We start from the raw sequence: 11,295 nt of genomic DNA on the forward strand, positions 1-11,295 counted from the left end.
GCCGTTGGGTGCATCGGCTTCTGGTTCTGTTTACGGCACGCAGCAGCACGGACACTTCGGTGGGCTCCGGCCGTCAGCAGCTCGGACTCGCCGTTCCCCGAGCCCCTGGTTTCGCCTCCCGCCGCTCACTGCGCGTGCAGGGTGATCGGGTTGGTGAGGGCGGCCATCGGGCCCCAGGGGAGGTCGGGGCCCATGGAGTTGCCCTTGCCGGGGGTGCCGTCGGGCTTGGGGTGGCGGACCTCGGCGCGGACGTAGGCGGCGAGGGAGGCGGTGGTGCGCCAGCGAACGGTGGCGGGGGTGCCGTCGGCGGGGAGGGTCTCCTGGTGGAGCTGGCCCTCGTCGGTGAGCAGGCGGGCGGTGCCGCCGGGGACGCCGGAGACGGTGAGTTCGACGTCGACGGGGGCGTCGGCGGGGACGGTCAGGCGTTCGCCGATGCCCGCCCGGCGGCCGTGGCCGGTGGCGGTGAGGTCGAGTCGGACGGCGGCGGACTCGGCCAGCCAGCTGCGTCCGGCGCGCAGGCCGTCGAGGATCGCGGCGCGGCTGAGGTCGTCGGCGAGGACGACGTTGTGTGGGCTGCCGATCGGCTGCGGGTCGCTGTGGGCGTCGCTGTTGCCCATCGCGGGGAGCCAGTCGCGGCCCTCGCGCAGGGCGGTGGCGAGCTGGGCGTCCCAGGTGTCGACGGCCGACTCGTCGTCGTACGTCCAGGGGCCGTTCCAGACCTCGAGGGCGTCGGCGTCCCGGTAGCCGAACTTCCACTGGCAGGCCACGTACGGGCAGTAGGGGTGGGCGGGGACGACCAGGCCGCCGCTGCGGCGGACCTGGCGGGCGAAGCGCGGGAAGGCGTCGTCGCGGGAGCGGTAGCGCCAGTCGACGAACTGGCCGGGGTCGAGGCCGAGGGCCAGCCAGTGGCCGTTGCGGGTGGTGATCTCCTCGCCGGCGAGGATCAGCAGGTCGTCCCCGGCGAGCGGGCCCCAGGTGCCGTGCGAGGAGCTGGTGTTGTGGTCGGTGGAGACGATGAAGTCGAGCCCGGCGGCCCGGGCGCCCGCGGCGACCTCCTCGGGCAGGCGGCGCCCGTCGGAGTGCACGGTGTGCAGGTGGCAGTCGCCCCGGTACCAGGCGCGGCCGCGGCCGCGGGCGCGTTCGGCCGGGTAGTGCGGGGCGGAGGCCGGGCCGGGGGCGCCGAAGCGGAGGGTGACCTGCACCGAGTAGGTCAGGCCCTGCGGGGCGACCTGGTACGGGCCGAGCACCACGTGCCAGGTGCCGGGTGCGACCGGGCCGGGCAGGTAGCCGGGGGTGGCGGCGGTCGCGGAGATGCTGAAGGAGCTGCGGAACCCGCCGGACCAGCCGCGGAAGCCCCTGCCGCCGAGGTCGGTGCCGCGCTGGTCGAAGATGCCGATGTCGCAGGAGTTGCCGGGGGTGCCGGACGGGACGGCGGGCTTGTCGTAGCCGTAGGACACCGCGATCTCCCGCACCCCGGGCGGGACTTCCACCGGGAGGTAGACGAAGTCGGGCGCGCCGGTGGGGAGTCGGCCGGTCAGCTCGATCACCCGGTCGGCCGGGGCGGCGGGCGGGGGCGGCGCGGCGGCGGCCGGGGAGGAGGCGGCCGGGCCGGCGGCGGCCGCGGCTCCGGCGGCGAGGCCGGTGCGCAGCACGGTGCGGCGGCCGGGCAGGGCGGACGGGTCGGTGGGCATCGGGACGGGCCTCCGGGCGGTGGGTGCGGCGGGATCGTCCGCTCGTCCCTACCCGGCGGGGTGAACCGGGGGTGTGCCGGGGCCCACGGCCGTGCGGAGGGTGCGTGAAGGCGGGGTGGGGGAACGTCGGCCTAGCACTACCGGTCGGGAACGGTCGGAAGTTTGCCCGAACTGCCGCTCTTCCGGGTGAATCCGACGCGTGGGGCTACTGCGGGGGCGCGTGGTGAGACAAGCCTATGAGTCGGGCGCGGGGCGGTTCGCTCCGCTCCGCCGGGCCCCGAGCGGGCCTCCGGGAGGAACAACTCTCCTGGGGGAAAAGCACTCTGACGGGGCGTCAGGCGAATCGTGCAGCGGCTATGCTGCTTCGCGCCCCGGGCCCCGCCGCACCGCCCGGCCCCGCCCGCCACCCGTCCCCCCGAGCGTATGAGGATGCTGATGCTTCGAGCCGGATCGTCACCAGACGGATCGTCTTCAGGAGGGCGGCTACCCGCGGCCGTGCTCGTCGGGCTGCTGCCCGCGGTGGTGATCGGCGCGGCCGTCGGCCTCGCCGCCGCCGCGGACCCGGGCGCGGCGACCTCGGGGATCATCTGGTGCGGCCTGGTGGGCGCCGCGGCCGTGGCGGCGGCGGGCTTCGAGGCGGTGCGCCGGGGCCGCGCACTGGAGTGGGCCCGCGAGGAGGCCGCCCGGCAGGACGCCGAGCAGCGCCACCGGCTGGCCCGGCAGCAGGCCGGCATGCTCGAACTCGCCAGGAACGACCTCCCGCAGGCCGTCGCCCGGATGCAGGGCGGCGAGTTCATCACCGACGTGCTCCGCTCCTACGAGCAGCAGCACGTCCACAACGCGGGCGACGAGTTCCACGACTTCCGGCACGCCGTGCTGCGCGCCGTCCTGGACGCCGTCGACAACGAGGAGGCGATGCGCGAGTCCGCGCAGCGCGCCTTCGTCAACATCGCCCGCCGCGTCCAGGCCATCGTCCACCGGCAGGCCATCGACCTGCGCAAGATGGAGGACCGGCACGGCGACGACCCCGCCGTCTTCGACGACCTGCTGATCATCGACCACGGCAACGCCCTGATCGGCCGCCTCGCCGACTCCATCGCCGTGCTCGGCGGCGCCCGCCCCGGCCGCCAGTGGAACAACCCCGTCCCGCTGTACAGCGTGCTGCGCGGCGGCATGTCCCGGATCCTCGACTTCCGCCGGGTCGAACTGCACCCGGTCTCCGAGGTCGCCGTGGTCGGCCCCGCCGTCGAACCGCTGATCCACGCGCTCGCCGAACTCCTCGACAACGCCACCCGCTACTCGCCGCCGCAGACCAGCGTCCACCTCACCGCCGTCGAGGTGCAGACCGGCATCGCGATCGAGATCGAGGACGGCGGCCTCAGCCTCGGCGAGGAGGGCCGCGCCCGGGCCGAGCGGATGCTCGCCGAGGCCGAGTCCGGCATCGACCTGAACGGCCTCGGCGAGGCCCCCCGGCTCGGCCTGGCCGTGGTCGGCCGGCTCGCCCGCGCCTACGGCTTCCAGGTCTCGCTGCGCCCCTCCGCGTACGGCGGCGTGCGCGCCGTGCTGATCGTCCCGGACGTCTACATCACCACCGCGCCCGCGCCCAGCCGCGCCCACGGCATCGGCCGGATCGCCACCACCACCCCGCTGGCCTTCCCCTCCCACCCCGGGCAGGCCGACAGCGAGGCGTACCCGGCCGCGAGCGAGACCGTCGACACCCCGCCGCGCCCCCACCCCGCCGCCGCGACCCACACCCCCGCCGGGGGCTTCGCGGCCACCGCGGCCTTCCCGCGCGCCGTGCCCAACCCCGCCCCCGCACCGGCCGCCGGGCCCGGACTCGTCGCCGTCCCGTACGAGGACGACGTGCCCGTGGTCGTCGAACGGACCGCGAACGGCCTGCCCCAGCGCCGCCGGCACGCCGCCCCGTCCCGCTTCGGCGGAGCCGCCCCCCGCCCCCCGCAGCCGGCCCCGAGCCCGGCCCCGGCCCCGGTGGCGCCCGCCGCCCCGGCGCCGCAGACACCCGCCCCCGAGCCGGTCCAACCCGGCCTGTGGCTGGCCGCCTTCACCAACGGCGTCAACGGCACCGCGCCGCCCGCCGGACCGGGCGGCCCCGGCCACGCCAGTGACGAAGCAGCAGGGAAAGGCGACAAGTGATTCAGCAACGGACCAACATGGACTGGATGCTCAGGGACCTCGCGGAGACCGTCCCGTGCATCCGGCACGTCATCGTCCTGTCGGCCGACGGCCTGCGGCTGGCCCAGCACGGCACCGACCCCGACACCGCCGACCGGCTGGCCGCCGCCTGCGCCGGCCTGCAGAGCCTGGCCAACGCGGTCGGCCACGAGTTCCCGGGCGGCGACGGGCGGATGCGGCTGGTGGTGATCGAGGTCGGCGGCGGGTTCTTCTACCTGATGGCGGCCGGCTCCCGGGCCTACCTGGCGGTCCTCGCCGACGAGGGCGTGGACGCCGGACTGGTCGGCCAGCGGATGCGCGACCTGGTCGCCCGGATCGGCGAACACCTGACCACCCCCGTCCGCGGCAGCGAGCAGATCGCGTGACCCGCACCGCCGCCGAACGGACCGACCACCGGGCCGCGTTGCCGACCGGAGGCGCCCGGCCCGCAGCGGCGGCAGCAAGAGCAGCAGCGGCGGCAGCGGCGAGGACAGCGGCGGCCGCGGCGACAGCGGCCGCGGGACCGACCGGAACGACCGGAACGACCGGGAGGGCCGGACCGACCGGGCCGACCGGAACACCGCCGACGGGCCGACCGGCCGCCGGCCACACCGAGGTGCGGGGATGAGCAACCAGGACTGGGCGGACGCCAACCCGGAGCGGCTGTACGTGATCAGCGGGGGGCGCGACCGCAAGTCCGCCACCGCCGGGTTCGACCTGGTCACGCTGGTCGTCGCCCGCGCCCGGCCCGAACCCACCATGCAGCCCGAGCACGCCGCGATCCTGCGGATCTGCTCCTCCCCGCTGTCGGTCGCCGAGATCTCCGCCTACCTGCGGCTGCCGAACAGCCTGGTCACCGTCCTGCTCGCGGACCTGCTCGCCGAACGCCGGATCGAGGTCCGCGCCCCCGTCCCGCCGGCCGCCCTTCCCGACCTTTCCCTGCTGGAGGCAGTGATCCATGGACTTCAACGGCTCTGAGCCGCGCGGGCCGCGCGAGGCCGAGCTGCTCCCGGCGACCGTGGCCACCGCCGTCAAGGTCGTCATCGTCGGCGGCTTCGGGGTCGGCAAGACCACCCTGGTCGGCGCGGTCAGCGAGATCCGCCCGCTGACCACCGAGGAGACCATGACCGAGGCCGGCGTCGGCATCGACGACCTGGCCGGGGTGGAGCGCAAGAACTCCACCACCGTCGCGATGGACTTCGGCCGGATCACCATCAGCGACGAACTGGTGCTGTACGTCTTCGGCACGCCCGGCCAGGAACGCTTCTGGTTCCTGTGGAACGGCCTGTTCGAGGGCGCGCTCGGCGCGGTCGTGCTGGTCGACACCCGCCGCCTGGAGGTGTCCTTCGACGTGCTGGGCCGGCTGGAGGACCGCGGCGTGCCGTTCGTGGTCGCGATCAACGGCTTCCCCGAGGCGCCCGGCTACCCCGTCGACGAGCTGCGCGCCGCGCTCGACCTGCCGCACCACGTGCCGATCGTCCACTGCGACGCCCGCTCCCGGGAGTCCAGCCGGGACGTGCTGATGGCCCTGATGCGCTACCTGTACGACCTCGCCGCCCAGCCCGCGGGGACGGCCGCGGCCGCCCAACCGGTCGGCTGACGGACCGCCAACCCACCCTTTTCGCACCGGAGTTGCCCCGTGACGTACGAAGACCACGCGTACCAGGGCGGGCCCGTCCCGCCGCCCGGCTGTCCCGCCCACCGCGCCGGCGGCGGGCCGGGGGGCGGCGAACTGCTGCGGCTGTTCGGGCCGGAGGCCGAGGCCGACCCGGCCGGCTTCTACGAGAAGCTGCGCGCCGAGCACGGCGAGGTGGCCCCCGTACTGCTGCACGGCGACCTGCCGGCCTGGCTGGTGCTCGGCTACTCGGCCAACCTGACCGCGATGCGCACCCCGTCCCGGTTCTCCCGCGACTCGCGCCGCTGGACCGAGTTCCGGCAGGGCCGGGTCGCCCCCGACTCGCCGGTGCTCCCGGTGATCGCCTGGCAGCCCACCTGCTCCTTCGTCGACGGCGAGGAGCACCGGCGGCTGCGCACCGCCGTCACCGACGGCCTGAACCGCTTCGACCGGCGCGGCATGCGGCGCTTCGTCACCCGCTTCTCCGACCAGTTGATCGCCGGGTTCGGCGACACCGGCCGGGTCGACCTGGTCTCCCAGTTCGCCGAACACCTGCCGATGCTGGTGATGACCCAACTCCTCGGCATGCCCGAGGAGTACGGCCCGCGGCTGGTCGAGGCCGCCCGCGACCTGGTCAAGGGCACCGGGACCGCCGTCGCCAGCAATGAGTACGTGGTCGAGTCGCTGCGCCGCACCGTCGAGCGCAAGCGCAGCGAACCCGGGCAGGACCTGGTGACCTGGCTGATCGAGCACCCCTCCGGGCTGAACGAGGAGGAGGTGCTGGAACACCTGCGCTCGGTGCTGCTCGCCGCCAACGAGACCACCATCAACCTGATCTCCGAGACGCTGAAGATGGTCCTCACCGACAGCCGCTTCCGCGCCCACCTCTCCGGCGGCCAGATGACCCTGCCCGACGCCCTCGACCAAGTCCTGTGGGACTCACCGCCGTTCATGCTGGTGCCGGGCCGCTGGGCGACCGGCGACACCGAGCTCGGCGGACGCGCGATCAAGGCCGGGGACATGCTGCTGCTCGGCGTCGCGGCGGGCAACGCCGACCCGGCGGTCCGGCCCGACCTGGACACCCCGCTGTTCGGCAACCGCTCGCACCTGGCGTTCGGCAGCGGCCCGCACGAGTGCCCCGGGCAGGAGATCGGCCGGGCGATCGCCGAGTCCGGCATCGACATCCTGCTGACCCGGCTTCCCGACCTGCAACTCTCGGTCGAGGAACACGAGTTGGTCTGGCGCGGCAACTGGATGTCGCGCCACCTGACCGAACTGCCGGCCCGGTTCACCCCGCGCTCCGAGCTGCACCCGCAGCAGCGGGCCGCGAGCGCGGCGGCGGGGGCGGGGACAGGGACGGGGACGGGTGGGGGCGCGGGCACGGGTACGGGGGCGCTGGTGTCGACGCCGTCCGCTGCTCCGACCGCTGCAAAGGCTCCGGGGGCGACCGTTCCCGGCCCGCGGTCGGCGGTCAGGCCGCCGCTGCCGCCCGCGCCGCCGGCGGTGCCGGTGGTGCCGCCGCAGCGGCGCGGGTGGTGGAGCACGCTGCTGGCCCGGCTGCGGGGCTGAGCGGGCCGGGCACGGCGGGGCACGGCGGGGTTGGGCCAGGTGGGCGGGGTGGGCGGGTCAGAACGGCCAGGGCAGGCCGCCCACCGCCATCAGGGTGAGCAGGGCCAGCGCGATCAGCAGCAGGACGGCCAGTTCGCCCCAGAGCAGCCGCCGGTCGTGGCGGCGGTCCGCCGGGGTCAGCTCGGCGGCCCGCCGCAGCACCGGCCCGGTGCTTCCGGTGCCGGTGCTTCCGGTGCCGGTGCCGGCGCCGGTCTCCTCGGGGGTCATGATCCGACCGCCACCTTTCCGGTCTTCTCGGTCTTGTCCCAGGCGAGTTCGGCGTGCCGCAGTTCGTGGAACGCGGCGGCGACCGAGCAGGCGGCGAGCAGCGAGCCGTAGCCCGCCAGGTGCAGCAGCGGCGGGGCGAGCCACCGCAGCCGGGTGCCGGTGAGCTCCTTGGCCAGCCAGGCGACCGGCATGCACAGCGCCAGCCAGGCGTACACCACCAGCATGACCAGGTGGACGGTGAGCGTGCCGGCGCCCGCCAGCAGCGGCAGGAAGACCCCAGGCAGGGCGGTGACCACCAGGATCGCGGTGGCGATCAGGCCGGGGTAGACCAGCGCCTCGCGCCAGCAGCGGCGGAAGGTGCCGGGGTCGACCAGCGCGGACATCAGGGTGATCAGCAGGTAGCAGACCAGGTTGGTGACCCACAGCCAGTGGAACAGCGTCCAGGCCGGGCCGGCCGGGGCGGTGAGGAAGAGCAGCAGCAGGGCGGCCGAGCAGAGCGTCAGCAGTACCGGGGTGAGCAGCAGGGTGAACCAGATCAGCCCGAACAGCCAGGAGCCGAGCCGGTGTTCGCCCTTCGCGCTGCGGCCGCGGAACCACACGTGCCGGTAGCGGCGGGTGACCTGGAGGTTGCCGCGGGCCCAGCGCAGCCGCTGCTTCCACAGGCCCGCCAGGTCGCCGGGCTCCTCGGCCAGCACGGTCGCGTACCCGTCGAACACCACGCGGCGGCCCGCGAGTTGGGTCTCGAAGGTGGTGACGGTGTCCTCGGCGAGGGTGTCGGTGTCGATCCGCCCGCCGAGGTCCTCCAGGTTGGCCCGGCTGTGCAGCTGCGCCCCGCCGGCCAGGCAGGCGACCGCGCCGAGCACGTTCTGCGCCCGGCGGGCGGCGGCCTGCGCGGTGATGTACTCGTAACCGATGTACCTGGTCAGGTAGTTGCCCCGCTTGCCGCTGCCCTCCTTGATGTACGCGGTGACGGCGCCCACCCGCGGATCGGCCAGGTGCCGGGTCATCCGCCAGAGCGCGTCCCGGTCGAACACCACGTCCGCGTCCATGATCAGGACGGCTTCGGCCCAGTCGTCGGCGAGCACCCGGGCCAACCCGTGGTTGAGGGTGTGCGCCTTGCCCTGGCCGCCGTGCTCGCGGCGCAGGTGCACCACCTGCCCCGGGTGGCGGCGGATCAACTCGGCCAGCACGGCCGGGGTCCCGTCGGTGGAGGCGTCGTCGACCACGTGGATCCGCAGCCGGTCGGGCGGGTACTCCAGGGCGAGCAGGCCCTCGACGGAGCCGGGCAGCACGGCGGCCTCGTTCCAGGCCGGGACCAGCACGGCGGTGCGCGGCAGGTACGGCTCGCCGCGCACCTCGTACAGGCGGCGGAAGCGCTGGAAGCCGATCAGCAGGAACTGCAGCACGGCGACCAGCAGCGGCAGCGCGCCGAGGAAGACCACGACGACGGCCAGCGCGTCCAGGAACCAGCTCATCGCCGGGACTCCGCGGGGGTGCCGCAGTCGGCCCCGGCCAGCGCCCCGGCCCCGGCCGGCGTCCCAACCCCGGCCGGCGCCTCGGCCCCGGCCAGTGCCCCGGTCACCCAGTAGAAGGCGCCGACGTCCTCGGCGCGGTGCGCGTCGCTGCCCGCGGCCAGCCGGACCCCGGCGGCGGCGAGGGCGGCGGCGGTGCGCGGGGACGGGCAGCGCCACTTCTCGTTGAGCTCGACGGCCACGCCGCGCTCCCGGCAGGCCGCGGCCAGCGGGGCGAGTTCGGCCGGGTCGAGGTCGGCCTCGTCCAGGCCGCACTTGGGCAGCACGCTGAACAGGTGCGCCAGGTGCGCGGTGCGCCCGGCGGGCAGCCGGGTGACGGCCCGGGTGGTGGCGGCCAGCAGCAGGCGGCGGGCCCGGGTCGGGGTGAGCGCGCCGGCGGCGAGCCGTTCGCGGACCTGCTCGGGGTGGGCGGGCCCGTCCGGCAGCGGGAAGCGGTGGTCGGCGAGCGCGACGTGCTCGACGCCGGCCAGGTCGGCGGGCAGGTCGATCCGGCCGCCGGTGTCCAGGATCTTCGCCTCCACCCCGCACACCACCCGCAGCGGCGCGGTGGCGCGGACGGCCCGGACGGCGGCCGTGTACGCGGGCAGGTGGCGGGAGTCGGCGCGGACGTGGTCGGCGACCACCACGGTGCGCAGCCCGGCCGCCGCGGCGGCGGCCACCACCCGCTCCAGCGGATCGCGGCCGTCGGAGAAGTCGGTGTGGGTGTGCAGGTCGGCGGTGATCGGCGGGAGTCGACGCGCCGTCATGCCGCCACGGCCTCGGGGTCGTTCACGGCGGCAGCGGCCCGGGTCTTCACCGCAACGGCCTCCGTGTCGTCCGCGATCTCGCCGAGCTCGTCCGGGCGCAGCACGACGTCCTGCCAGTGCCGGACGACGGCCACCTCGCGGTGCGCGATCCGCTCCGGCAGTTCGGCGCCCAGCAGCCCGGCCACCGCCCAGCGGGCCATGTCGACGCCCGCGGCCAGGGTCAGCGAGAGGCCGCCCGGCGGGCGGGGGTTGACCTCGAGCAGGGCGGGGCGGCCGTGGCGGTCCTCGCGGATCTGGACGTTCAGCACGCCGCGCAGCCCGAGCGCGCGGACGGTGTCCCCGGCCGCCCGCGACAGCGCGGGGGCGTCCAGCACCCGGCCGGCCACCACGATGCCGGAGTCGGTCCTGTCCCGGGAGCGCGGCACCGCGGCCACCACCCGGCCGGTGCCGTCGGTCAGCACGTCCACCGAGTACTCGGTGCCGGGCAGGAGTTCCTGCAGCAGGTAGGAGTGGTCGCGCGGCAGCCGGGCCAGTGCGGCCGGGCCCTCCACCACCCGCACGCCCCGGGAGCCGGAGCCGGTGCGCGGCTTGGCGATCGCCGGGAAGCCGCCGGGGAAGTCCGCGCCGCCGGCGGGGCCGAGCGTCCGGGTCCCGGGCAGCCGCACCGCGCCCGCGCAGGCGCCGGCCAGGCGCCACTTGTCCAGGCAGTCGGCGACCGCCTCGGCGGGCGACACCAGGACCCGCACCCCGGCCGCCGCGAAATCCGGCAGTCGGCTTGCCAGCGGCAGGAGTTCGGCGTCCACGGTGGGCACCAGCACGTCGATCGCGTGCCGCCGGCACAGCCGCAGCAGGGCGTCCGGGAAACCGGGGTGGGCGCCGGGCGGCAGCAGCATCCGCCGGGCGGACGGCACCAGGTACAGGCCGGCGCCGTTCGGGTCGATGTCCGCCGCGTACAGCTCGGCCGCGCCGGTCAGGGCCCGCAGGAAGCCGGTGCCGGACGGGCCGCCGGCGCCGGTCACCAGCACCCGCGGCGGGCGGCCCAGGGCGGCCGCCGGATCGGGTGCGGAGGAGGGGGCTGGGGCTGGGACTGGGACTGGGTCGGTCTCAGTGGGCGTGGAAGGGAGCGGCATCGCGGAGCACCTCCAGCGGTTCGGCGTAGCGGGAGCGGGAGTAGCGGCCCCAGTAGCGGGCCGTCGAGCGCAGCAGGTCCTCCTCCAGGTACCAGCGGCTGGACGCCTGCGAGCCGTGCGCGCGGATCGAGGCGAGCTTGGCGTCGACGTCCTGCTCGCGCAGCGGGACGAAGCGGTTGGGCCGGTAGTCGACGGTCGCGGACGGCGACTGGTAGCAGAACACCCGGGGCACCTGGCGGCAGGCCACCCGGGTGGACCGGTGCACCGCCCGGTGGTCCTGGTGGGTGTCGTGGTCGGAGTGCACCAGCACGAGGTCCGGGGCGGTCTCGGCGACCGTCCGCTCGATCACCCGCACCGTCGAACTGTCGTCGCGGATCGAGCCGTCCGGCAGGTCCTCCAGCACCAGCCGGGCGCCCATCGAATCGGCCGCCCGGTGCGCCTCGCGGCGCCGCTCGGCGGGGTCGCCGCCGCCTCCGCCGGGGGAGAGGGTCAGCACCGTGATGTCCCAGCCATCGGCGGCCCGGCGGTGGATGGTGCCGCCCGCGGCGATCTCCACGTCGTCGGGGTGGGCGC

At 75.7% G+C, this 11,295-nt stretch carries 11 protein-coding genes; 5 read left to right on the forward strand and 6 right to left on the reverse strand.

Annotated features, from left to right (window positions below):
• Positions 1-125 precede the first annotated feature (125 nt).
• Positions 126-1,691, reverse strand: a complete 1,566-nt coding sequence (locus ACFUEL_RS24975; RefSeq protein WP_380238987.1) for a CehA/McbA family metallohydrolase — start codon at positions 1,689-1,691, stop codon at positions 126-128.
• A gap of 429 nt (positions 1,692-2,120) precedes the next feature.
• On the opposite strand from ACFUEL_RS24975, the gene ACFUEL_RS24980 reads away from it, so the two are divergent.
• The 5 genes from ACFUEL_RS24980 to ACFUEL_RS25000 all read left to right on the forward strand — a co-directional run bounded on the left by ACFUEL_RS24980 (position 2,121) and on the right by ACFUEL_RS25000 (position 7,047).
• Positions 2,121-3,845, forward strand: a complete 1,725-nt coding sequence (locus tag ACFUEL_RS24980; protein ID WP_380238988.1) for an ATP-binding protein — start codon at positions 2,121-2,123, stop codon at positions 3,843-3,845.
• A complete protein-coding gene (locus ACFUEL_RS24985; RefSeq protein ID WP_344551649.1) occupies positions 3,842-4,249 on the forward strand; it encodes a roadblock/LC7 domain-containing protein in 408 nt (135 codons plus the stop codon). Before ACFUEL_RS24980 ends, ACFUEL_RS24985 begins: the two co-directional genes overlap by 4 nt.
• 238 nt (positions 4,250-4,487) lie before the next feature.
• Positions 4,488-4,841, forward strand: coding sequence for a DUF742 domain-containing protein (locus ACFUEL_RS24990; protein ID WP_033256906.1), 354 nt, complete (start codon positions 4,488-4,490; stop codon positions 4,839-4,841).
• Positions 4,822-5,463, forward strand: coding sequence for an ATP/GTP-binding protein (locus ACFUEL_RS24995; RefSeq protein ID WP_380238989.1), 642 nt, complete (start codon positions 4,822-4,824; stop codon positions 5,461-5,463). Before ACFUEL_RS24990 ends, ACFUEL_RS24995 begins: the two co-directional genes overlap by 20 nt.
• Before the next feature lie 39 nt (positions 5,464-5,502).
• Complete coding sequence (locus ACFUEL_RS25000) at positions 5,503-7,047, forward strand: cytochrome P450 (RefSeq protein WP_380238990.1); 1,545 nt, start codon at positions 5,503-5,505, stop codon at positions 7,045-7,047.
• Between the two features lie 57 nt (positions 7,048-7,104).
• On the opposite strand, the gene ACFUEL_RS25005 is transcribed toward ACFUEL_RS25000, so the two are convergent.
• From ACFUEL_RS25005 to ACFUEL_RS25025, 5 genes are all read right to left on the reverse strand, one after another.
• A complete protein-coding gene (locus tag ACFUEL_RS25005; protein ID WP_380238991.1) occupies positions 7,105-7,314 on the reverse strand; it encodes a hypothetical protein in 210 nt (69 codons plus the stop codon).
• Entirely contained in the window at positions 7,311-8,789 is a 1,479-nt protein-coding gene (locus tag ACFUEL_RS25010) for a glycosyltransferase (RefSeq protein ID WP_380238992.1), read from the reverse strand. The genes ACFUEL_RS25005 and ACFUEL_RS25010 overlap by 4 nt, the downstream gene beginning before the upstream one ends.
• Positions 8,786-9,592 carry a PHP domain-containing protein gene (locus tag ACFUEL_RS25015; protein ID WP_380238993.1) on the reverse strand — a complete coding sequence of 269 codons (807 nt, stop codon included), beginning with the start codon at positions 9,590-9,592 and terminating at the stop codon, positions 8,786-8,788. The genes ACFUEL_RS25010 and ACFUEL_RS25015 overlap by 4 nt, the downstream gene beginning before the upstream one ends.
• On the reverse strand, positions 9,589-10,611 hold the full coding sequence (locus tag ACFUEL_RS25020; protein ID WP_380238994.1) for an ATP-grasp domain-containing protein: 1,023 nt from the start codon (positions 10,609-10,611) through the stop codon (positions 9,589-9,591). Before ACFUEL_RS25020 ends, ACFUEL_RS25015 begins: the two co-directional genes overlap by 4 nt.
• Before the next feature lie 85 nt (positions 10,612-10,696).
• On the reverse strand, positions 10,697-11,295 hold a 599-nt coding region (locus ACFUEL_RS25025; protein WP_380238995.1), incomplete at its 5' end, for a PIG-L deacetylase family protein.

The sequence above is a fragment of the Kitasatospora sp. NPDC057198 genome, from assembly GCF_042670125.1.
Taxonomy (GTDB): Bacteria; Actinomycetota; Actinomycetes; order Streptomycetales; family Streptomycetaceae; genus Kitasatospora.